Source organism: Dermabacter sp. HFH0086 (genome assembly GCF_000413375.1).
GTDB lineage: Bacteria > Actinomycetota > Actinomycetes > Actinomycetales > Dermabacteraceae > Dermabacter > Dermabacter hominis.
On the sequence record NZ_KE340308.1, the window covers coordinates 1,467,376 to 1,489,438 of the forward strand.

General features: G+C 63.6%; 15 protein-coding genes, 1 tRNA gene and 1 pseudogene. 11 read left to right on the forward strand and 6 right to left on the reverse strand.

Annotation, left to right across the window (positions count from 1 at the left end; translation table 11 throughout):
* Positions 1–79: 79 nt before the first annotated feature.
* The 3 genes and pseudogenes from fdnG to nrfD form a co-directional block, all read left to right on the forward strand.
* Positions 80–3,262, forward strand: a pseudogene (fdnG, locus tag HMPREF1484_RS06460) (formate dehydrogenase-N subunit alpha); the annotation flags it as partial.
* A gap of 248 nt (positions 3,263–3,510) precedes the next feature.
* The gene (locus HMPREF1484_RS06465) at positions 3,511–4,494 is read left to right on the forward strand and encodes a 4Fe-4S dicluster domain-containing protein (RefSeq protein WP_016664231.1); all 984 of its coding nucleotides are present in this window, start codon (positions 3,511–3,513) and stop codon (positions 4,492–4,494) included.
* Positions 4,491–5,594 (forward strand): NrfD/PsrC family molybdoenzyme membrane anchor subunit, encoded by a 1,104-nt coding sequence (nrfD, locus tag HMPREF1484_RS06470; protein WP_016664232.1) that lies wholly within the window; start codon positions 4,491–4,493, stop codon positions 5,592–5,594. Before HMPREF1484_RS06465 ends, nrfD begins: the two co-directional genes overlap by 4 nt.
* Before the next feature lie 190 nt (positions 5,595–5,784).
* On the opposite strand, the gene selD is transcribed toward nrfD, so the two are convergent.
* Positions 5,785–6,828: a selenide, water dikinase SelD gene (selD, locus tag HMPREF1484_RS06475; protein ID WP_016664233.1), complete on the reverse strand. Its 1,044-nt coding sequence runs from the start codon at positions 6,826–6,828 to the stop codon at positions 5,785–5,787.
* A gap of 40 nt (positions 6,829–6,868) precedes the next feature.
* On the opposite strand from selD, the gene HMPREF1484_RS06480 reads away from it, so the two are divergent.
* The 3 genes from HMPREF1484_RS06480 to selB all read left to right on the forward strand — a co-directional run bounded on the left by HMPREF1484_RS06480 (position 6,869) and on the right by selB (position 10,244).
* Positions 6,869–6,963: transfer RNA gene (locus HMPREF1484_RS06480), tRNA-Sec, on the forward strand.
* Between the two features lie 110 nt (positions 6,964–7,073).
* Positions 7,074–8,429, forward strand: coding sequence for an L-seryl-tRNA(Sec) selenium transferase (selA, locus tag HMPREF1484_RS06485; RefSeq protein WP_016664234.1), 1,356 nt, complete (start codon positions 7,074–7,076; stop codon positions 8,427–8,429).
* 9 nt (positions 8,430–8,438) lie between these two features.
* Positions 8,439–10,244 carry a selenocysteine-specific translation elongation factor gene (gene selB / locus HMPREF1484_RS06490; protein WP_016664235.1) on the forward strand — a complete coding sequence of 602 codons (1,806 nt, stop codon included), beginning with the start codon at positions 8,439–8,441 and terminating at the stop codon, positions 10,242–10,244.
* A gap of 45 nt (positions 10,245–10,289) precedes the next feature.
* On the opposite strand, the gene HMPREF1484_RS06495 is transcribed toward selB, so the two are convergent.
* The 5 genes from HMPREF1484_RS06495 to HMPREF1484_RS06515 form a co-directional block, all read right to left on the reverse strand.
* Positions 10,290–11,582 (reverse strand): MFS transporter, encoded by a 1,293-nt coding sequence (locus HMPREF1484_RS06495; protein WP_016664236.1) that lies wholly within the window; start codon positions 11,580–11,582, stop codon positions 10,290–10,292.
* A gap of 106 nt (positions 11,583–11,688) precedes the next feature.
* Positions 11,689–13,659: an N-acetylglucosamine-specific PTS transporter subunit IIBC gene (nagE, locus tag HMPREF1484_RS06500; protein ID WP_040386508.1), complete on the reverse strand. Its 1,971-nt coding sequence runs from the start codon at positions 13,657–13,659 to the stop codon at positions 11,689–11,691.
* Between the two features lie 105 nt (positions 13,660–13,764).
* Positions 13,765–14,427, reverse strand: coding sequence for a DUF402 domain-containing protein (locus HMPREF1484_RS06505; protein ID WP_040386509.1), 663 nt, complete (start codon positions 14,425–14,427; stop codon positions 13,765–13,767).
* Between the two features lie 209 nt (positions 14,428–14,636).
* Positions 14,637–16,484: an ABC transporter ATP-binding protein gene (locus tag HMPREF1484_RS06510; protein WP_016664239.1), complete on the reverse strand. Its 1,848-nt coding sequence runs from the start codon at positions 16,482–16,484 to the stop codon at positions 14,637–14,639.
* Positions 16,481–18,244, reverse strand: a complete 1,764-nt coding sequence (locus tag HMPREF1484_RS06515) for an ABC transporter ATP-binding protein (RefSeq protein ID WP_172620175.1) — start codon at positions 18,242–18,244, stop codon at positions 16,481–16,483. The genes HMPREF1484_RS06510 and HMPREF1484_RS06515 overlap by 4 nt, the downstream gene beginning before the upstream one ends.
* A gap of 124 nt (positions 18,245–18,368) precedes the next feature.
* Here HMPREF1484_RS06515 and HMPREF1484_RS06520 point away from each other — a divergent pair, with 124 nt between their 5' ends.
* The 5 genes from HMPREF1484_RS06520 to HMPREF1484_RS06540 are packed head-to-tail and all read left to right on the forward strand — an operon-like array spanning position 18,369 to position 22,009.
* A complete protein-coding gene (locus HMPREF1484_RS06520) occupies positions 18,369–18,989 on the forward strand; it encodes a hypothetical protein (RefSeq protein ID WP_016664241.1) in 621 nt (206 codons plus the stop codon).
* A gap of 38 nt (positions 18,990–19,027) precedes the next feature.
* The gene (locus HMPREF1484_RS06525; RefSeq protein ID WP_016664242.1) at positions 19,028–19,492 is read left to right on the forward strand and encodes a ribose-5-phosphate isomerase; all 465 of its coding nucleotides are present in this window, start codon (positions 19,028–19,030) and stop codon (positions 19,490–19,492) included.
* A gap of 17 nt (positions 19,493–19,509) precedes the next feature.
* Positions 19,510–20,517 (forward strand): Fpg/Nei family DNA glycosylase, encoded by a 1,008-nt coding sequence (locus HMPREF1484_RS06530; RefSeq protein WP_016664243.1) that lies wholly within the window; start codon positions 19,510–19,512, stop codon positions 20,515–20,517.
* A 1-nt stretch (position 20,518) separates the two neighbouring features.
* A complete protein-coding gene (locus HMPREF1484_RS06535; RefSeq protein WP_016664244.1) occupies positions 20,519–21,019 on the forward strand; it encodes a GNAT family N-acetyltransferase in 501 nt (166 codons plus the stop codon).
* Between the two features lie 21 nt (positions 21,020–21,040).
* Positions 21,041–22,009 carry an isoaspartyl peptidase/L-asparaginase family protein gene (locus tag HMPREF1484_RS06540; RefSeq protein ID WP_016664245.1) on the forward strand — a complete coding sequence of 323 codons (969 nt, stop codon included), beginning with the start codon at positions 21,041–21,043 and terminating at the stop codon, positions 22,007–22,009.
* Positions 22,010–22,063 lie beyond the last annotated feature (54 nt).

Here is a 22,063-nt window from a genome sequence, read left to right on the forward strand (position 1 = left end):
GTTTTTGCAATGGTTTAGTTTCTTAAAGATCGTTTCTGACCAGGGTTTCTTTTGCGCGTGGCGCTGGTAGGGTTGTCGTATGGCATCACTAAATCCTCTTAATTGGCCTGTGCTGAGGCAGGCCAAGTCTCGCGATGTGCTGGGGCTCGGCCCCACCTCCCAGTCGCCCACCTATCAGAACCTCGAGGCGCGTACGACAACCGCCGACAAGGTCGTTGAGAGCGTGTGCCCCTACTGCGCCGTTGGCTGCGGCCAGCGCGTGTACGTCAAAGACAACAAGGTCATCCAGATCGAGGGCGACCCCAACTCGCCAATCTCGCGTGGCCGCCTGTGCCCGAAGGGTTCCGCGAGCGAGCAGCTCGTCAACGCTCCCGGGCGCGTGACCGACATCCTCTACCGCGCTCCAAAGTCGAAAGAGTGGGTCAAGCTTGATCGCGAGACCGCTATGTCGATGATTACCGAGCGCTACCTCGAGGCGCGCAAGAAGCACTGGCAAGATACCGACGAAGACGGCCGCCCCGTGCGCCGCACGCTCGGTATCGCTTCGCTCGGTGGCGCGACCATCGATAACGAGGAAAACTACCTCATCAAGAAGCTGTTTACCGCCACGGGTGCTATTCAGATCGAGAACCAAGCCCGCATATGACACAGCGCCACGGTTCCCAGTTTGGGATCCTCGTTTGGGCGCGGCGGAGCCACGCAGCCGGTGCAGGACCTCGCGAATGCGGACTGCATCATCATCCAAGGCTCCAACATGGCCGAGTGTCACCCGGTCGCTTTCCAGTGGGTTATTGAAGCGAAGCTTCGCGGCGCACGTGTGATCCACGTCGACCCGCGCTTCTCGCGCACCTCGGCGCTTGCCGATAAGTACATTTCGACCCGCGCAGGCGGCGACATCGTGCTTCTCGGCGCTCTCATCAACCACGTTCTCGAGAACAACCTGTTCTTCGAGGAGTACGTGAAGCACTACACGAATGCCTCGACCCTCATTAGCGAGGATTACCAAGATCCTGAGGACCTCGACGGCTTCTTCTCGGGCTTCGATCCGGAGACGGGAACGTACGACACCTCGAGCTGGCAGTACGAGATGGACGAGGAGAAGAACCTCCCCGTCCGCGATGAGACCCTGCAGCACCCGCGAACGGTGTTCCAGATCCTCAAGCGCCACTTCCGGCGCTACACGCCGGAGGTTGTGGAGAAGGTCTGTGGCGTCAGCCCGGAAGACTTCGCCTACATCGCCGACTCGATCACGAAGAACTCGGGCCGCGATAAGACGACCGCATTCTGCTATGCCGTGGGTTGGACCCAGCACACGGGTGGTGCGCAGTTCATTCGTACAGCCTCGATTCTCCAGCTGCTCATGGGCAACGTGGGGCGCCCCGGTTCGGGCATCCTCGCGTTGCGTGGGCACGCCACGATTCAGGGCTCGACCGACATCCCGACGCTCTTCCACATCCTTCCCGGCTACCTCCCGATGCCGAAGGCAGGCGTGACGGATACCTGGGAGACCTACCTCGACTCGGTGGGCACCAAGAAGCAGAAGGGCTTCTGGGCAAAGTCGGAAGAGTTCACCGCGAGCCTTCTCAAGGCTTGGTGGGGAGAAAGCGCAACCAAAGAGAACAACTTCCACTTCGATTACCTGCCGCGGCTCACGGGTGCGCATGGCACCTACCAGACCCTGCAGCTCATGCTTCAGGACAAGGTGGATGGCTACTTCGTGATCGGCCAGAACCCGGCGGTCGGAAGCTCGAATGGTCGCTTGCACCGCAAGGCGCTCAGCCACCTCAAGTGGCTGGTTGTGCGTGACTTCAACATGATCGAGACGGCGACGTTCTGGAAGAACGGCCCCGAAATCGAGACTGGCGAACTGAAGACCGAAGACATCGACACCGAAGTCTTCTTCATGCCCGCTGCGAACCACACAGAAAAGGCCGGTTCGTTCACGCAGACTCAGCGCATGGTGCAGTGGCGCCACCAGGCAGTCACGCCGCCGGGCGACGCCGAAAGCGAGCTGCAGTTCTTCTTCGATCTCGGCAATCGCATCCGCGAAGCGCTCAAGGATTCAGACGATCCTCGAGACAGGCCCGTCCTTGACATGACCTGGGACTACCCGCTCGATGAGCACGGCGAGGTTGATGCCGAAGCCGTGATCCGCGAGATCAACGGGTACTACACCGAGGGCGAAAACAAGGGCAAACCGCTGTCGAAGTTCGTCGATATGAAGGCCGATGGCTCGACGGCCGGTGGCTGCTGGATCTACGCGGGCGTGTACGCCGACGGCATCAACCACGCCGCGGTGCGCGAGCCTGCCGATGGCCGCCCCTACACCGAGAGGGAATGGGGCTGGGTCTGGCCGGCCAACCGCAAGATCCTGTACAACCGCGCCTCTGCAGACCCCGACGGTAAGCCGTGGAGTCCGGAGAAGGCCTGGATCTGGTGGGATGAGGAGCAGGAGAAGTGGGTCGGTCACGACGTTCCAGACTTCCCCGTGGGCCTCAACCCGAAGGCACGTCCCGATGCGACCGTGGGTGGTCCCGCGGCGCTCGCGGGTGACGATGCGTTCATCATGCAGCCCGACGGTAAGGGCTGGCTGTTCGCGCCGAAGGGCATGCTCGACGGCCCGATTCCCACTCACTACGAGCCTGTGGAATCGAAGCTGCCGAACATCATGTACCCGCAGCAAAACCAGCCGACCCGCGTCGTCATGCCGCGCGAGGAGAACCTCACCGCACCCGGCTACGGCGAGCCTCTCCAAGAGGTGTACCCGTACGTGTTCACGACCTACCGCCTCACCGAGCACCACACGGCGGGTGGCATGAGTCGCTGGCTCCCGTATCTCGCGGAACTTCAGCCGGAGATGTTCGCGGAGATTTCTCCCGAACTCGCCGAGGAAGTTGGCGTGAAGAACGGCGAATGGGCCACCCTCATCTCGCCGCGAGCGGCGATCGAGGCGCGCGTACTTGTGACGAAGCGTTTCAAGCCGCTGAACGTCAACGGTCACACCGTTCATCAGATCGGCCTCCCATACCACTGGGGTGTTGGCGAGGACGCGATCATTACCGGTGACGGTGCGAACGATCTGCTGGGCATCACGATGGACCCGAACACCGGCATCCAAGACTCGAAGTACTCTTCGGTCGCGATGATTCCGGGTCGCAGGCCCCGCGGTCCTGAGCTCGTGGATCTCGTGGAGAAGTATCAGCGCGAAGCCGGGATCACTCTCGAGACCGGCATGCAACGCGTGACTGTCCCTGCGAATGACACCGGCAAGGCCGAGACCAGCACGGAGCAGGATGCAAAGGTCGCCGAGGAGACGACCCGCGGCTCGAACACCGCGGGCTTCACGGGGATTGCCGCGTCGAAGCCTGGTTCGAAGGAGGCGAAGCGCCGCGCCGATAAGGCCGACGTCAACATGGCCTCGGGGAACGATGGTCCCGACGGCGAAACCGGCCGCACGAGCATGGTCAACGACAACTCCCAAGCTTCCCACGACGAGAATGGAGGTGTGTGATGAGCCTTCTCAACACGACCGCTGACCCCATCTCCGTTGCGGGATGGGAGCACACACACGACCGCAAAGGCTTCTTCACCGATACGTCGATTTGTATCGGCTGTAAAGCCTGCGAGGTCGCGTGTAAGGAGTGGAACCGCAACCCTCAGGACGGTAACTTCGAGCTGCTCGGGTCGTCGTTCGACAACACGGGCTCGCTCGGCGCGAATACGTGGCGTCACGTTGCGTTCATCGAGCAGTCGGAAAAGCGCATCGAGCAGGCCCGCGAATCAGGCCGTCAGCTCGTCAATCTCGGTATGCCGAAGATCGGGCAGAAACCGCCGAGTGAGCAGCAGCCAAAGCACACGGATGAATTCCGTTGGCTCATGGCCTCGGACGTGTGCAAGCACTGCACGCGCGCGGGCTGCCTCGATGCCTGCCCCACGGGTGCGCTGTTCCGCACGGAGTTCGGCACGGTGGTTGTGCAGGCCGACGTCTGCAACGGCTGCGGTACGTGTGTGTACACGTGCCCGTTCGGTGTGATCGAGCGCCGCGACGACGGCACCGTGTCACCGAAGACCGACCGCGACGACCGCCCTCACCTCGAACAGGACATCCCGAATAAGGGCACGGCCAACAAGTGCACGCTGTGCTACGACCGCCTCAAAGACGGTCAGCAGCCCGCGTGTGCCCAAACCTGCCCCACGACGTCGATCAAGTTCGGTGATCGCGAAGACATGGTCGCGAAGGCCAAGGAACGCGTGAAGAAGCTCCATGAGGAGGGCATGACCGAAGCCCGCCTCTACGGCGCAAACTCGAACGACGGCGTGGGTGGTCTCGGCTCCGTCTTCCTTCTCCTCGACGAACCGGAGGTTTACGGTCTTCCGCCGGACCCGCGCGTGGGCACGATGGACCTGCCGAAGATGTATGGTCGCGCAGCCCTCGCAGCCGGTGCAATGATCGCAACGACCGCCCTCATGTTTGTGGGAGGTAAGAGGAAATGAGCCAGAACGAGTTCGATAGCTACCGCCCGCCGCAGCCGATGCGCCGCAAGCGTCGGCCTGAAGCAACCAAGTATGACGGCGCCCGTAAGCGTGGTCAGAACCGTATGGGCGAAGTCTCGATGGTCGAGGACGTCCAGTTCACGAGCTACTACGGTCGTCAGATCGTCAAGGCGCCGCCGTGGGAGTACCCGATCGGCGTGTACCTGTTCCTCGGCGGTGTCGCCGGTTCGTCGGGCCTCATCGCGCTTGCCGCGGGGGCGACGGGGCGTGAGACGCTGCGCCGTAACGCGCGCGTTGGCTCGATCATCGCGCTCGGCATCGGCACCGTAAGCCTCATCGAGGACCTCGGCCGACCAGACCGCTTCTTGAACATGATGCGCACGTTCAAGCCGACGAGCCCCATGAACCTCGGTACGTGGATCATCTCGGCGTACGGCGTGAACGCTGGTGTGACGTTTGCGAATGAGTTTGACCGTATGACGGGGGAGAAGCTCCCCCTCGGTCCGCTTCGCAAGGTTGCGCGCGCTTTCGAGAAGCCTGCGGCGTGGGGCCAGGCGGCGACGGGTGCTCCGCTCGCGGTGTACACCGCGGTGCTGCTCGGTGACTCGGCGCTTCCCGCCTGGAACGGCGGAAAGTTCTCGCTTCCGTTCCTGTTTGCATCCTCGGCGAGCCTCGCCGCGTCGGGCACCGCGATGCTCTCGACTCCGCTCGACGAGATCGGCCCGGTTCAGCGTCTCGCGCTTGCGGGCGTTGCGGGCGATATGCTTTCGCTGCGCGCGATGAAGAAAGAAATGCACCCCCTCGAAGCCGAGCCGCTCGAGATCGGCGATGGCGGCAAGAAGATGCATATCGCGGAGAAGCTCCTCATCGCGGGCGCCGTTACGGGCTTGTTCGCGAAGAAGCATCGCGCGATTGCGATTGCGTCGGGTGCGTGCCTTGCCGCGGCAAGCGCGTTCACGCGCTTCGGCATTCTCGATGCGGGCTTCCAGTCTGCTCGCGATCCGAAGTACACCGTGATCCCGCAGAAGGAACGCCTCGAGCGTCGGCGTAAGCACGGCATCGTGGACGATTCGATCGTGACGGGCCCCGAAACCGACTAGCGTCCTCTGGATTCCATAGAAGTTGTGGGGGTTATGGCCAAGTGCCATAGCCCCCACTTTTTCGTGAGCCGCATCGGCTTAGATCGAGTCGCGGCAGCTCAAACCCCCGTAACCCCTATGCAATTCACGGAAGATCGAGGGCGGACTCGTACACGGTGCGGGCCTTTCGCTCAGCTTCTTCCGACGGCGCCTAGCGGACCTGGACGCTGCCTGCGGGCGCGTCGTCGCTCGCGGCCACGATCTCACCGATGACCGGGTACCCGGGGATCTCTCCCACGACGAGAAGGCCGCCCGAGGTCTGCGCGTCGGCGAGGAACAGCAGATCCTCTTCCGTGATGCCCGCTCCTGCACGAAGTGAGGGGCGCACCCAGTCGAGGTTGCGTCGAGTGCCGCCGGAGATGAAGCCCCCCGCAAGCGCGTCGAGAGCATCGCCCATCGCCGGCACGGCCGCGCGCTCGAGAACGGCGCTCACGCCCGAGGCGCGCGCCATTTTGTGCAAATGCCCGAGCAGGCCGAATCCGGTCACGTCGGTTGCGGCCTTGGCGCCGGCTGCAAGTGCCTTCCGAGAGGCTTCGGCGTTGAGCGTCGTCATCCATTTCACGGCTTCGTCGATGCTGGAGCCGGTGGCCTTGTGGCGGTTGTTCAAAAGACCCACGCCGATCGGTTTCGTGAGCGTAAGCGGCAGGCCAACCTCGGCCGCATCGTTGCGCAGGAGAGCGTCGGGCTTCGCGATGCCCGTGACCGCCTGGCCGTACTTCGGTTCGGGATCATCGACGCTGTGCCCCCCGATCACGGGAACGCCAGCCTCGCGCCCCACGTCGAGGCCGCCGCGCAGCACCTCCGAAAGCATCTCCATGGGGAGTTTTTCGCGCGGCCACCCCACGAGGTTGATCGCGACAACCGGCTCTCCGCCCATCGCGTAAATATCTGAAAGGGCGTTCGCCGCAGCGATGCGACCCCAGTCGTAAGGATCATCGACGACGGGCGTGAAGAAATCCGCAGTCGACAGCACCGCGAGGTCGCCACGCACCTTAACCGCGGCGGCATCATCGCCGTCGTCGAGACCCACGATCACCGAGTCGAACGTTTGCCCCGTGAGCGCCTTCACGGCATCCTCGAGCTCGCCCGGTGGGATTTTGCACGCGCAACCGCCGCCGTGCGCCATCGTGGTGAGGCGTGGGTAGTTGCTGAAGTCTGGTGTTTCTGTGGCCTGGGTATCGTCGTCGATGGTCATGCATTCCACTCTAGGCATTTTCACTGGTAAATTCGTGCTTGGAGGCGTACGTGTCCTGGTGGGCGCCCCGGTCTTCAAAACCGGTGATATCGAGTAGCTCGGTATGGCGGGTTCGATTCCCGTCCGCCTCCGCCAAGCTTTCGCGCCTCGCCTTTGTGGGCGGGGCGCGCGTGGCACGTGGAGTTTTGGTCCGACGCCTGCCACGCCACCGCGATCCCGAGTTTTGAGCGAAGGTGCCCCGCGACATGTCACGAACCGCGTCCCCGGTAGCAGGCGACGATCCACGACGGCGGATCCCACGGACCGATGCTTTACTCGCGCTTGAAGAGGTCGAACGAGCGAAGCAACGCCTTGGGGAAGAGCGCGTACGCGATGTTGTGCGTGACATGCAGAGTCGTGCCCGGGCGGGGGAAATCGCGCCGGAAGACGTCGAGGGCGCGGTGATCGCCGCGTTCGAGGGCGTGCACGCGTGCGCGTTCACGCCCGTGCTCAACGCAACGGGAGTCATCGTCCACACCAATCTTGGGCGTGCCCCTCTTTCACCTCAGGCGATCAACGCCTTGGAAGCCGCTGCGGGCTACGTTGATGTCGAGTTCGATCTGGCAACGGGCCTTCGCGGGAAGCGCGGCGTTTCGACGCGCGAGGCGCTCCTCAAGGCGTGCCCTGCAGCGCAGGACGCGCTTGCGGTCAACAATGGCGCTGCGGCGCTCTCGCTCATCGCGACGGCCCTCGCCGGTCCAGGATCGGGCAAGCGGCGCGAGATTGTATTGAGCCGCGGTGAGATGATCGAGATCGGCGCGGGATTTCGCCTCACCGAGCTCATCGAGTCGACGGGTCCCGTGATCCACGAGGTCGGCACGACGAATCGCACGCATCTTGCCGACTACGAAAAGGCCCTCGGAGAAAACACAGCCGCGCTCCTCAAGATTCACGCGAGCAATTACGTCATCAAAGGCTTCACAAGCGCTGTTGGCATCGCTGAACTCGCCGATCTCGCGCACGCCCACGATCTCCCGCTCATCGTCGACATCGGTTCGGGGCTCTTTTCCCCGGAGCCGCTGCTTCCTGATGAGCCAACGCTCACCGAGGCCCTTGAAAGCGGCGCGGACCTCGTGCTCGCAAGCGGCGACAAGCTCGTGGGCGGCCCCCAAGCGGGGCTCATCCTCGGGAAGAAGGAGTGGGTCGAGCGCGTGGCCCGCCACCCTCTCGCGCGAGCGATGCGCGCCGATAAACTCCTGCTCGCCGCGCTCGAGGCTACCGTCGGAGGACCCACGCCGCCCGTGCTTGAAGCGCTTCACACCGACCCCGACGCGCTCAAAGCCCGCACCGAAAAGCTTGCGCGTGCAATCGACGAGCGCGTGAACGTGACGTGCGAGGTTGTTCCGCACGACGGCCGCGTCGGCGGGGGAGGCGGTGCAGAGGTTCCGATCCCGGGATGGGCACTGCGCGTGCCCGAGCATCTGGCGAGCGAACTGCGCGCGCTCGAACGACCAATCATTGCGACCACGCGCGACGGCGCCTGTCTTATCGACGTGCGTTGCATTCCCGAATTCGAGGATGCTGAGCTTGCGAGCGTGATCGCCGCGCTCATGAAACGCTAGGAGGGACGCATGCACGTCATCGCGACCGCTGGGCACGTTGACCACGGCAAAAGCACACTGATCCGCGCGCTCACCGGCATTGAAACAGACCGCTGGGAAGAAGAGCAACGCCGCGGGCTCACAATCGACCTCGGCTTCGCGTGGTGCACGCTCCCCTCGGGGCGCGGCGTGAGCTTCGTGGACGTACCCGGCCACGAGCGCTTCATCGGCAATATGCTCGCGGGACTCGGGCCCGTGCCCATTGTGCTCTTCGTCGTTGCCGCAGATGAGGGCTGGAGCGCGCAGTCGAGCGACCACCGCGACGCCGTCAAGGCCCTCGGTATTTCCCACGGCATCATCGTCGTGACGCGCGCCGATCGCGCCCCCGAACGCGTCACTACCGTGATTGCCGAAGCACGGCGCGAACTCGCCGACACAGGCCTTGCTGATGCACCGGCATGCGGTGTCTCGGGTGTGACCGGTGAGGGGATCGATGAGCTGAAGCGCGTGCTCGATGAACTCGTGGCAAGCGTCGCAGCTGCATCCCCGCATGAAAACGTGAGGTTGTGGATTGATCGGTCCTTCACGATCGACGGCGCAGGCACGGTCGTGACGGGAACCCTCGGTTCCGGGAGCGTGCGCGCGGGCGATGAGCTCGAGCTCGTGAGCACCCGCCACGGCGAGAGCGAGCCGCGAGAAGTGAGCGTGCGCGGCGTGCAGTCGCGCGGCGCGAGCGAGGAGGTCGTCGAGCCAGTGAGCCGCGCGGCCCTCAACCTTCGCCAAATTTCCGCGAGCGAGATCCATCGCGGCGACGTGCTCCTTACACCCGGCGCTTTCCACCTCACGCGTGTCGTGGATGTGCGCAGCGTGAGCGGAGACAGCCTCGACGATGTGCCGCGCGAGACCACGATCCACGTGGGAAGCGCGGCCGTGACCGCACGCGTGCGCCCCCTCGGCGCGGAGCACGCGCGCCTCACGTTTGATGTTCCTCTTCCGCTCGTGATCGGCGATCGCCTCGTCATGCGCGGCACAGGTGAGCGGGCTGTTCTCGGGGGCGTGCGCGTTCTCGATGTGGACCCGCCGGAACTGCGCAGGCGCGGCGCGGGGAGCGCGCGTGAAAGCGAGCTCGAGCACATGAGCGAGAGCGGGGACGCACGAGCTGAAATCGAGCGGCGCGGCGCCATGCGCGAAACAGACCTCAGGAAAATGGGCTTTGAGGTGGCAGGCACGCTCGAAGGGTGTGTGTCCGACGGTGGCTGGCTTGTGAGCGCAGCTTTCCTCGACCGCGGTGCCCGCGCGCTGAGAGAACGCGTTGCGGCTGCCGCTAAGACAAATCCCCTTCGTCCGGGGCTTTCCCGAAAAGAAGCGGTCGAAGCCCTCGCGCTTCCCGCCCTCGAACTCCTTCCGATGGTCGTGAAGAAGTCGGCGCTCATCGAACGCGATGGGCTCATTGTCGATCCGGCGATCGAAGCGGGGCTCGGCGAGGCAGAAGCGAGCGTTGCCGCGCTCGAAGCGAAACTCAAAAATGATCCGTTCAACGCGCCCGAACTCGGCGATCTCGCTGACCTTGGTCTCGGCGCGAAAGAGCTCGCGGCCGCGGCGAAACAAGGGCGGCTCCTGAGGATCGGCCTGCCGAGCGACAACCTCGTTCTTCTACCCACCGCGCCCGCACTCGCGATGCGCGAACTCGCAGCGTTACCGCAGCCGTTTACGACCTCTGAGGCGCGCCGGGCGCTCGGCACGACCAGACGCACCGTGATTCCGCTCCTCGAGCATCTCGATAAAAAGGGGTGGACGCGCCGCCTCGACGCGGGGCATCGCGAGATCGTCCGCTAACAGCGCTCTCCCCGCACCGAGACTTTTCTCTGGAAGGCTCGTAGGTCAAGCGCGTCCTGAGGCCGCGGGGCGCGTCAGGAAGATGTACACCGTGACAGCAGTGGCGGTGAGAAGCGGCCAAACAATAAGGGGAACGGTGATCGCGCCGATATCCGCGAGTACACCCCCGAGAAGTGCAGCGAAGGGGACAGTGCCCATTGTCAACATGCGCATCGCAGCGCTCGCACGACCAAGGAACTTCTTGTCGACGACCTTCGCTATGTACGAGAACCCCGCGATGTTGGCGACGGTAAGGGTGAAAGCCCAACACGCAGATTGAATGAGGAAGAGAACATGAGCCCAGTTCGGGGTCATGAGTGCCAGGAGTGGAAGGCACGCCACGAGCGCTTGAATAATGGAGCTTGAAATGTAGAGCGTTCGTACCGGGAGGGACTTCACGATCGCGGGAGCGAGCGATGCTGCGAGGATTCCTGCGATCGCCGACACCGTTCCGAGGATGCCGAAGAAGGGCATGCCAAGATCCAAAACCCTCAGAATGACGACGTTTACCATCGAGTCGCCCAAGGCGAGCCCAATGTTGCCAGCTGAAATCAGACACACGGCGCCGAAAAGAAAGCGATTACGACCAAGGATGCGGAAACCGTCGGTGAGCTTCTGAGAGAGAGTCCGTGTGTCGTTCTCGAGTTGAGACTCATCACTGCGATCGTCTGCGACGTGCGGGGCGCTGGCGTGATGAGTCGTGCTGTTCATCTGGGTTAGGCGCTGCATAGTACGCCAAGCGAAGACCAGAGCTAGAACGAAGAAGAGTGCGGCTGCTCCTGTAGCCGGAGTAGGACCTAGGAACGCCAAGGTGAATCCGGCTGCTGCCGGTGCGATGACTCCTGCAATGGAGTCCGCCATTGCCATTCTTGAGATGGCAGTTTCTATCTGGCCGCTGCTTCCGGCGACGAACGGGACCAGGCTCGTTTGGGCATTTTCCGAGGCGATAACGGATAAACCGAGAAAGAAGACGAGTGGCATAAAGAACACGGGACTCGTGAGCTCAAAAGTGAGACCGAGGCACAAGAGCGTGCCGAGCAGAACCTTGAGAGCAAGAGAAATCGTCAGAATCGTTTGCGGTCTGTAGTGGTCGACCAGAAGTCCGATGGGGAGCGCCAGAAAAAGGGCAGCTCCCGACTCGAGAAAATCCAAGATGCCGATCTGCGTCGTAGAAAACCCCAGGAGCGAAATCGCGATAATCGCTATGGAGGAGTCAATGAATTCACGACCGACGGCGTCACTCGCATTAGAAACTTGGAGGGACCGCAGGAGCCGTCGTTCCGTATTCTCACGTTGCACGACTTTGCGCTCCCTTCACTCAGAGCAAGAATCGTACGTTAAAAGCGCTCTCCCCGCACCGAGATGGACCCGGGAGGGGAGAGCGACGTGGAAATGGAGCGCGTGGTTAGACGAACTCGATTGTTGAATCTGCGTGGCCGAGGATCACGACCGGCGTGATCGCCTTGTAGCCCGCGGCTTCGATCTTCGCGCGATCGAAATCCACGAGCGGCTGGCCCGCGGTGACGCGATCGCCGTTCTTCACGTGCACGGTGAAGCCCTCACCGTTCATCTTCACAGTGTCGAGGCCTACGTGGATGAGGACCTCGGCTCCGTCGTCGAGCGTGAGCGCAACGGCGTGTCCCGTTGGGAAAGCCTGCGATACCACGCCAGCGGCGGGAGCCACGACCTGACTGCCGCTCGGGTCGATCGCGACGCCGCCACCGAGGAGCCGGTCGGCGAACGTTGAATCGGGAACATTCTCGAGCTGGACGATCGTTCCCTGAAGTGGCTGACGCATGCGCACGAGCGCGTACTCGGTCTTTTCGGCGACGGCAGTGGCGGCAGGAGCGGCAGTGGAGCCCTCGGAGCCTCCGACGGTTGCCGCAGCAGCATTGCTCTCGACCTCAGCGCGCGCGGGAGGCTCGATCGAACCATCCATGAGGCCGTCCATCGCGTCCTTCACGAACTGGACGTTGAGTCCGTAGATCACCTGGTAGAGGTTGCCACCGGGCTTCATGACGCCGGTTGCGCCCGCGGCCTTGAGAGCCTGCTCGTCGGCGAGAGACACGTCGTTGAGGCTCAGGCGAAGGCGCGTCGCGCAGTTCTCGACCTCGTCGATGTTGCCCTTGCCGCCGAGGGCCTCGATAAACCGGTCGGCGGTGAGGATGTACTTGTCGGCGCCGGTGGCCGTGGAATCGCTCGCCTCGTCATCATCTTCGTCTGCGCCGCGACCGGGGGTCTTGAGATTCCACTTGAGAATCACGAAACGGAACACGAGGAAGTAGACCACGAACCAGAACGCGCCCATCACGAAGATGGCCCACGGGTTCATCGCGAGCGGGTTGACCCACTGGAGGACCAGGTCGATGAAGCCACCTGAGAAGCCGAAGCCCGAGCGGACGGGAAGGGCGGCAGTGACGCCCATCGAGATCCCCATGAAGATCGCGTGGATCAGGTAAAGGCCCGGAGCGAGGAACATGAAGAGGAATTCGAGCGGTTCCGTGATGCCGACGAGGAACGCCGCGAACGCTGCACCGATCAGGATGCCGCCCGTGGCTTTCTTCTTCTCAGGCTTGGACGTCACATACATCGCGAGGGCAGCACCGGGAAGGCCCATCATCATGACGGGGAAGAACCCGGTCATGTACTGGCCGGTCACGCCGCGAGTGCCTTGGCCTGCGAGGAAGTTGTTGAGGTCATTCACGCCCGCGATATCGAACCAGAACACGGCGTTGAGAGCGTGGTGCAGGCCGAGCGGGATGAGCAGGCGGTTGAAGAAGCCGTAAAGCCCGGCTCCGACCGGGCCGAGCGTGAGCATCCACTCGCCAAAGGCCACGAGGCCACCGAAGACGAGCGGCCACACAAACATGAGCACGAGTGCGGCGACGAGAGAGAGGAGGGCCGAGATGATCGCAACCGAGCGCTTACCCGAGAAGAACGCGAGGAAGTCAGGAAGCTCCGTGTCCTTGAATTTTTCGAAGCTCCACGCTGCGATGAGGCCGCAGATGAGGGCCACAAAAACGTTATTGACCTTGCTGAATGCGGGGTCGACCTGCGCAACATCGCTCAGGCCCTGGAATTTCATGATCGTCTCTGGTTTGAGGAGACTGGTGACCGTGAGCCACGAGGTAAGGCCCGCGAGCGCTGCGACGCCGTCGGCCTTCTTCGGCATGCCGATCGCGACACCGATCGCGAATAGGAGCGGGATGTTATCGATCAGCGCGCCACCCGCTGCCGCGAGGAATGCTCCGATGATGTTGTTCGGGTCTCCGGTCGCGCCAGCGATCCAGTAGCCGAGGCCCGAGAAAATCGAGGCAACAGGGAGGACGGCGACCGGCAGCATGAGTGACCTGCCGAGCCGTTGGAAGAATTTCATCAAGACGTATCACTCCAAGGGGAAAGTGCGCATCCTTGCGCGGTAAACGCGGACGCGGTTACGCCCGGGGTAGAAACATACTACTGGGCCGGTGGGGTGCGAGGGCTAGCGGCGCCGCGCGCGTGTGAGGTCCATGTCCCACGAATAGTGCTCGGGAAGCTTCGGAAGACCCCAAGTTGGATTGGGGAAGAAATACTCGAAGCCGGCGTTGAAGGGATATCCCCACGCCTCAATGTCACGTTCGGCCTCGCGACCCCATGCCCGGATCTGTTCAGCCATTTCGGGGCTGAAGTAGCCGATCCGCTCGGCGCCCTCGAGTTCGTCCTCATCCTTGTAGTGGTAGTCGTGGCGGGGGAGCACGACGAGGTCGAGAACGAGATCGCGCGTGCGAACGCCTTCCTCGGTGCGCTCGAGCGGAGTCTCAAGATTGACGTAGTAGCAGCCAAGCGTGCCGTCGTCTTTATAGAACAGCCACACGGAATACGGCTTATCGGGCAGACCGATCATGAGGATGCCGTTGCCTGTCCACAGCTGTTTCGATTGGGTGCGGGGGGCGGTGAACATGCCTTCGTCGCCGGCGCGCCTGAGTGGCGCGCCCGATTCAAGAACGGGGAGGAGAACCTCCGTGCCCGGTGCGATCCACACGACAATCCCGCGGTCATCATCAATGACGACGGTTCCCGGTCGCACGGTGATGGTCTCGTGCGCGTGCGTGTAGTACGTCCAGGTCACGTGGTCCCCAGCGGACCAACGCTTCTGGGTATTCATGACTCTTCCGTGGCCCATAAGCCTCCCGGATGCTCCACGGCGGGCCGTTTTCGCGAAGTCATATGTGCCCCGGGAGGGGAACGAGTATGCCCCGAGCCTACCGGAGCGCGGGCGACTTACGCGAGTGCCGTCCTTCACGGTGCGTCAAAGAACGCCAGAAGCCGACGATGAGGTGGAGGGTGGTCTCAGCCTTGAAATGTGGAGCGTCCTTAGCGTGACCAGGCGCTCCACAGCTCGGCGTACCGTCCGTCGAGCGCCACGAGCTCGTCGTGGCTTCCCGATTCCACGACCTTGCCATCGTCCATGACAAAAATCCGGTCGGCTTCCCTCGCCTGAGAGAGGCGGTGCGCGACGATGACCGTCGTGCGCCCGCGCGCAACCTCGAGGGCCGCACGTTCGAGCACTCGCGCGCCTGAACTGCCTTCATCGGCCGTCGCCTCATCCATGATGAGGATCGCCGGGTCTTGGAGCACGATGCGTGCGAGCGCGAGCTGTTGGCCCTGTTCAGCAGAAAGTTTCGCGCCTTTCTCCCCGACCTCGGTATCGAGACCTTTGGGGAGGAGTCGTGCCCATTCCTCCGCGCTGACGCGCGCGAGGGCGTCCCACAGCTCGTCATCGCTTGCTTCGTCGATCGCAAGGCTCAGATCCTCACGGAGCGTTCCGTGGAACACGTGCACGTCCTGCGACACGATTGACGCGTGCGAGCGCACGGCTTCGAGGTTGGCGTGTGCGAGATCGGCGCCGCCGTGGAACACGCGACCCCAGCGCGGGGTGAGCGTTCCCGCAAGGATCGACGCGAGGGTCGATTTGCCCGCACCGGATGCTCCAACGAGTGCGACCGTCTCGCCTTCCGGAATCGTCAGGTCGATCGGCGCGAGCACAATGCGACCGTTATCGCTATAGGCGTGCGAGACGCCTTCGATTCGAATCGACCCATCCACGGGTGTTTCCTCTCCAGGCGAAGCGGCGGGGTCGATCGAGGTGATGACCCCCACCATGCGCGTAAGGCTCGCCGCGGCTGACTGAACGTCGTCAAGGGAGAAGATGAGCGACTGAAGGGGCCAAAAAAGCGTCACGATATAGATGCACGCTGAGGCCACGAGCCCCACCGGCATGAGCCCTGCCTGAACGGTCGCGTACCCGATGAGCAGCACAAGAATGACGGCGAGAGTTTCGGGGATCATCATGATCCACACGACTTGCACGATGAGGCGGAAGATCCTCAGCACGAGCGCGTAGGCGGCGGCGCTCAGCGAGCCAACGTGCCGCGTCTCGCGCTCTTCGATGCCGTAGGCGTGCACGGTCGGCGCACCATTGATCGCCGCGAGCAGTCCCTGTGCGCGGGCGCCTTTCGCGATGCGTTCGACGCGGTAGATGCGGTTCGTGCGCGGAAGGTAAAAGCGCAGTGCCCATACGTAAAAGGGAATGATCGCGACAACCAGAATGAGCAGCCACGGGCTGATCACGACGAGCGCGATGAACGTCACCGTGATCTGGAAGATCACCGTGACGAGCCACGGCACGATGTTGTTGACGGCCTTTGCGGTGACGTCGACGTCGTCGGCGACTCTCGAGAGTGCGTCGCCGATGCCCGCCTGCTCCATCGTTTGCGTGGGTAGATCGAGGGCGCGGTCGATGACGTCCTCGCGCATTCCCGCAAGGAGGCGCTGGCCGAGTCCCGAGATGAGGGCGCGTGAAAGAGCCGAGGCGAGCGCTTGTACGGCGCCCGCTGCGACGATCATCCCGGCGATGGTCCAGAGCGCCTGGGTAGTTCCTCCGGCCGTGACCACGTCTACCGCGCGCCCCATGAAGTACGGGCCGAGCGCACCTGCAAGCGCGGCCATGATGGTTGCCGCAAGCATTCCGAGGGCGAGAGGAGTGAAGTCGCGAAGCCGGCCGAGTACGAATCGGCCGGTCTCACCGAAGGATGCGATCGGGAGTAGCTCGGCGTGCCGTGAAAGCTGGCGCGCAACGTCGCCCTCGGCCTCCATCGACGCAATCAGGTCGCGTTCTGCCTCGCTCGCGCTATTTGCCGTACGAGTGGCGTTTTCGCTCATCGTTGCACCACCTTCCGGTATGCCTCGGCGTGCATGAGCTCGTGGTGGGGGCCTTCGGCGCTTACCTCGCCGCCTCGCACGAAGAGTACGCGGTCGGCCTGATCTAGAAGCGCCGGAGCCTTCGCGATGAGCACCGTGATGCGGTCCTCGACCTTGCGCGCCTCGCGCACCCCTTGGGCGATTTTGTATTCCGTCACGGCGTCGACCGCGGTCGTCGGGTCGTTGAGCACAAGCACGGGAACATCCGCCGCGAGTGCGCGTGCGAGAGCCAGGCGCTGGCGCTGGCCACCAGAGAGGTTCGCGCCGCGGTCAAGGATGCGCGTGTCGAGCCCCTCGGGCAGGATCCTCAAAAGATCATCTGCGCCTGCGGATTTGAGAGCCGCGTGCGCCCAGGTATCGGGATCGTTCGTTGTGTCGGGTGAAGCGTCTGGAGCGGGGCGCTTTGTGTCGAGTTGCTCGCGCAGCGTGCCATCGAAAAGGTCGACCGCGTGCGGCTCGATAAGGAGGCTTTCGCGCGGAATGTCGAGCGAAGAAAGTTCGATGAGGGCGAGGCGGGCGTCGGAAGCGGATTCGGGAACGAGTGCGACGATCTGAGAATCGCGCACGGTGCCGAGAAGAGGGGTGGAAATCTCCCCGAGGCCCGGAAGACGTGGGGGAGCAGTGGGCTCCGTGCGTGCCGAAAGGGCCTCGGGCGAGCCGGCCCTGACGAGAGAATTGAGCGCGGGCTCGGTGATGCTTCGCCCCATTTCGCTCAGGAGGTGGCGGATGCGGCGCGCCGAGGTCGAGAAGCTCGCCCACCACACGGGAACGCCCGCGAGCCCCGCCATCATGCCCGAAAGATTACGCACGAGACCCGCAATCGAGATGAACACGCCTACCGACATCGCGCCCTCGAGCGTGAGCGTACCCGAGGCGACGACGACCGCGGCAATCATGATCGAAGAGGTAAAGAGCATCAGGCCGTCGGAAAGGCCCGAGAAACGCGCGTTCGTGAGGGCAGCGTCGAGTGCGATGCGTGAGCGCGCCCGGTAAGTCGAGCGCGCGCGGGTTTGCACCCCCAGCCCCTGAAGTACGCGAAGGCCGTGCACGAGATCCGTTGCGGTCGAAGCGGCGTCGGCAGCGCGTGACTGCTGGTTGTCGTACTTTTCGGAGAGAATCGGCGTGACGACTCGCAAGATCACCACCTGCAGGGCGAGGCTCGCAAAAACGATGAGCCCCACGAGGGGATTCATGACCGTGAGCCACACACCTGCCCCCACGACGGCGATCGACGCGGGCACGGCCCACGTCATCATGTCGAAGACATCGGGAGCGCGATCAGCATCCGAGGTCGCGATTGAAAGGATTTCCCCTGCGGGGCGATCGATCTGTCGGGACGCGGGGTCGAGGGCAGCCGCGGTGACGGCGAGGCGCAGATTGTGCTGCTCGCGCGCTCGGATCTCCATGATCGGTTCGAAAAATCGCGCCCAGCACCAGTTGGAGAGAAGCAGGAGTCCTGCGAGACCCGCGGCACCGCCCGCGGTGAGCCAAAGATTGGCTTTAAAGATGCCGTGGTCGATCACGAGGCCGATCCCGATGGGGATGAACATGTTGATCGCTTCGCTCGCCATCGCGAGCACCATGAACCACGTGAGTGGGCGCGCATTGCGGCGCACCATTGCGCGCATCACCGAGCGCTCACGAAGTTCGGTTCGGCTGAGGTGGGCCTCCGAAGCATGGCGCTTGTCTCTTGTGCGAGCACGGGTATTTGTAGTGCTCATGGGCTTTTCGCTCATCCGTTAAAGTCAACGAAGAAACGCGAGGTTCCGCAACGGCTTCTCGGAAAACGGACGGTGGCGTCTGACACAATGGGCCGGTATTGATCCGCTACGAAAGGAGTACCGCGTGAGCACCACGAATCGCGAAGTCCTTCTCTACATCGACCCCACGTGCCCGTACGCGTGGGTGACGAGCCGCTGGCTGCTCAACGCCGTGAAGGAGCGGCCTGAGTTCACTCCACGCTTCTCGATCATGTCGCTGTATGTGCTCAACGAGGGCCGCGATCTCGACCCGAACTACCGCGCCCTCATTGACCAGACCCTGAGCCCCGCACACCTCTTCATGGCCGTGCAGCGTGAGCTCGGTCAGGAGGCCTTCTCGAAGCTCTACACCGCGTGGGGCGAGCGCTTCCACGTGCAGGACCGCAAGGATGACTACCTCGAGGTTGCACGCGAATCGCTCGAGGAAGCCGGAATCGATGCCTCGTACCTCGAGCATTGGGAGGGCCGCACCTACGAGGGTGAGCTGCGAGAGGAACAAGCGAAGGTGCAGAAGATGGTGGGCGACGACGTGGGGACGCCCGTGATCTCCTTCGGTTCCGGAACCGCGTACTTCGGCCCCGTGCTTACCCGTGCGCCTCGCGGCGAAGAGGCGGGCGCCTTGCTTGATGGTCTCGCAGCAATGTCGACCGTGCGCGGCTTCGCCGAGCTCAAGCGGGCCCGCACCGGCGGCCTCGACTTTTCCTGACGCCTCCTCAATTTCGATTCCAGAAGAAAGGGCTGCTCATGCGCCTCCACATCGCCACTGACCACGCCGGCTATGACCTCAAGAACCGGCTCATCTCCGTCTTCGAGAGTAAGGGACACGAGGTGATCGACCACGGCGCGTTCGAGGTGGATCCACTCGACGACTACCCGCCGTTTTGTTCGGACTGCGGTGAGGCGGTCGTCGCGGACCCCGGAAGCCTTGGAATCGTGATCGGTGGCTCCGGAAACGGGGAGCAGATCGCCGCGAACAAGGTTCAGGGCGTGCGTGCGGCACTCGTGTGGAATAAGGCGACAGCGAAGCTTGCGCGTGAACACAACGACGCGAACGTGATCGCGGTCGGTGCGCGCCAACACAGCGAGGAGGAGCTCATCGCCCTTATCGAGACGTTCGTGAACGAACCATTCTCCGGCGACGAGCGTCACGTGCGACGCATCGGCAAGATCGCCGAATACGAGAAGACTGGCACGTACCAGGAGCGCTAACGAAAGGGCGGTGAGCGATGCCCGAGGGGCATACGATTCACCGGCTCGCACGCGCGATGAACGCCGCATTCGGAAACACCCGGGTGCGGCTTTCGTCGCCGCAGGGCCGGTTTGAGGCGGGAGCCACGGAACTCGACGGCTGGGTCATGGCGCGAGCCGAGGCGGCGGGCAAGCACCTCTTCATGGGCTTCGCTCCGCACGAGGACACCGAACCGCTTCGGTTCATCCATATTCACTTGGGGTTGTACGGCTCGTGGACATTCGCGGGCAGTGAGCGCTTCCATCAAGTGCGCGCGATTGGTGCGCCCCGCAAGGGACTTGAGGTGACATCCGACGGCTCCTGGGCTTCGATTGTGCCCGGGGTCAACGTCAGGCTCCGCATTCGCGGAGCAGAGGGGCTTGCTGACCTGACCGGTCCCAACCAGTGCCGCGTGATCGACGAGGCCGAGCGGGAAGCGGTGCTCGAACGTCTCGGGCCTGACCCGCTGCGCTCGGACGCCGATCCGCGTGAGTTCGTGCGGCGCATCAAGAAATCACGCCAGAGCATCGGTCAGCTCCTCATGGACCAGCGCGTATGCGCGGGCATCGGCAACATCTACCGCGCCGAACTGCTGTTTCGCGCGCGGCTCGACCCTTACGTGCCCGGCAACGAACTTACGACACCGCTGATCGAGGCGCTGTGGGAGGATCTCGTGCCTCTCATGGCGTACGGCGAGCGGACGGGCCGCATCGTCACGACGCAGCCCGAGCATCGGAAGATTCACCGCGAGCTCAACGAACGCACGGTTCCCGTGTACCAAAACGGGGATGATGACCCCGCGAGTGTTCCTCGCGAGGAGTCGTTTTACGTGTATCACCGTCAGGGGTTCCCGTGCCGCCTGTGCGAGGCGAGCATTCGCGATGCCGACCTTGCCGGGCGCGCCCTGTACTGGTGTCCCCGCTGCCAAAGGCGCCGCGTTCGCAAGGCCGGGTGGACGGACCTGAACAGTGCAGCCGGCTGGGCGTACACTCCGGAGGGTGAATGAGATGACCCCACACCCCAAGTTTGATCTGCGCGTGCTCGCCGAAAGGCCCGACGGTTCCACCCTCAAGGCGTCGCACCTCAGCTTTATGGATCCCGAGATCGTGTACTCGATGTGCATACTCCGCCAGGGCGTGTTCATCATCGAGCAGGGCGTCTCGAGCGAGCAAGAGCTCGACGGGCTCGACCGCGAGGATTCCACCATCACCGTGTGGTGGGAAAAAGACGGCGATGTGATCGGCACGATCCGCGTGTTCCCCGGTGAAGGATGCATGAGGATCGGTCGCCTCGCGTGCGCAAAGAGTGCCCGCCGTGGCGGCTATGGCGGCGCCCTCATGGCCGCGGCGATCAATCTGTGCAAGGAGCGCGAGAGCACCCAGAAGATCGTGATCCACGGACAGTCCTACCTCAAAGACTGGTACGAATCGCTCGGATACGTGACCGTGAGCGACGAGTTCTACGAAGCTGGGATCGCGCATTACACGATGGAGTACCACCACCCGTAAGTGTTTCGAGGAGGAGCGACGATGAACACGAGTGTGTCTGCCGCGCGCGCAGCCGGCGAGGAGAACGTCCAGCCACCAGCCACCCTTACGCTTCACCGGGCGAGCGCCGAGCCGTGGGCACTTGCGATCCACGGTGGTGCCGGCGGTCGCATTCTCGAGCTCGGTGAACAGGCCGATTACGAGAGCGGTTTGCGCGAGGCACACGCGGCCGGTGAAGCGGTACTGTCGGGCGGCGGAAGCGCCCTCGAGGCGTGCTGCGCTGCTGTGCAATCGCTCGAGGAGAACCCGCTGTTCAACGCGGGTCGTGGCGCGGCGCTCGCGAAAGATGGCCGTGCCGAACTCGACGCGTCGGTCATGGACGGGGCAAGCGGTCTCGCGGGGGCCGTTCTCGCGAGTCGGCATGCCAAGAGCCCGGTGCGTGCGGCGCGCGCCGTCATGGAACACACCGATCACGTCATGATCGTCGATCCGCCAGCGCAGCTCGTGGGTGAGTGGAGCCTCGAGGTCGCAAACCCCGAGTGGTTTGTGACCGAGCGGCGCCTCGCACAGCTGCGACGGCTGCTCGACAAGAGTGAGAGCGGCCCGAGGCACGGCACCGTCGGAGCCGTGGCCCTTGATGCGAACGGCCACCTCGCCGCCGCAACCTCGACCGGAGGAATCAGCGCGCAGGATGTCGGTCGGATCGGGGACACCCCCGTGATCGGGGCGGGCACGTACGCGCGCGATGGACTCGCGGCGCTGTCATGCACGGGGGAGGGCGAGGCCTTCCTCCGCGGAGTTGTGGCCTACGACGTTGCTGCACGCATGAGGTATGCGGGCTGCGACCTTCCCTCCGCCGTTGCGGCCACCATCGAGGAGACACTCACCGAAAAGGGCTCGAGCGGAGGCCTCATCGCAGTGGTGCCCACCGGGGAAATGGTCATCGCTCATAACTCGCCCATGATGTTTTCGGCGTACCGCGACGGGGCCGAGGTGCGCGTCCACCTCTAGTGAACAATCGCGCCTTCGTCGCACGCTCTAAACGGCGAGGGTGCAGAAAACGAC

Excerpts from the sequence above, each read along its gene's own strand:
- selB (WP_016664235.1), top strand. The coding sequence starts at position 8,439 with ATGCACGTCATCGCGACCGCTGGGCACGTTGACCACGGCAAAAGCACA.
- nrfD (WP_016664232.1), top strand. The coding sequence starts at position 4,491 with ATGAGCCAGAACGAGTTCGATAGCTACCGCCCGCCGCAGCCGATGCGC.
- selD (WP_016664233.1), bottom strand. The coding sequence starts at position 6,828 with ATGACCATCGACGACGATACCCAGGCCACAGAAACACCAGACTTCAGC.
- HMPREF1484_RS06530 (WP_016664243.1), top strand. The coding sequence starts at position 19,510 with ATGCCCGAGGGGCATACGATTCACCGGCTCGCACGCGCGATGAACGCC.
- HMPREF1484_RS06535 (WP_016664244.1), top strand. The coding sequence starts at position 20,519 with ATGACCCCACACCCCAAGTTTGATCTGCGCGTGCTCGCCGAAAGGCCC.
- selA (WP_016664234.1), top strand. The coding sequence starts at position 7,074 with ATGTCACGAACCGCGTCCCCGGTAGCAGGCGACGATCCACGACGGCGG.
- HMPREF1484_RS06510 (WP_016664239.1), bottom strand. The coding sequence starts at position 16,484 with ATGAGCGAAAACGCCACTCGTACGGCAAATAGCGCGAGCGAGGCAGAA.
- nagE (WP_040386508.1), bottom strand. The coding sequence starts at position 13,659 with ATGAAATTCTTCCAACGGCTCGGCAGGTCACTCATGCTGCCGGTCGCC.
- HMPREF1484_RS06540 (WP_016664245.1), top strand. The coding sequence starts at position 21,041 with ATGAACACGAGTGTGTCTGCCGCGCGCGCAGCCGGCGAGGAGAACGTC.
- HMPREF1484_RS06505 (WP_040386509.1), bottom strand. The coding sequence starts at position 14,427 with ATGAATACCCAGAAGCGTTGGTCCGCTGGGGACCACGTGACCTGGACG.
- HMPREF1484_RS06515 (WP_172620175.1), bottom strand. The coding sequence starts at position 18,244 with ATGAGCACTACAAATACCCGTGCTCGCACAAGAGACAAGCGCCATGCT.
- HMPREF1484_RS06465 (WP_016664231.1), top strand. The coding sequence starts at position 3,511 with ATGAGCCTTCTCAACACGACCGCTGACCCCATCTCCGTTGCGGGATGG.
- HMPREF1484_RS06525 (WP_016664242.1), top strand. The coding sequence starts at position 19,028 with ATGCGCCTCCACATCGCCACTGACCACGCCGGCTATGACCTCAAGAAC.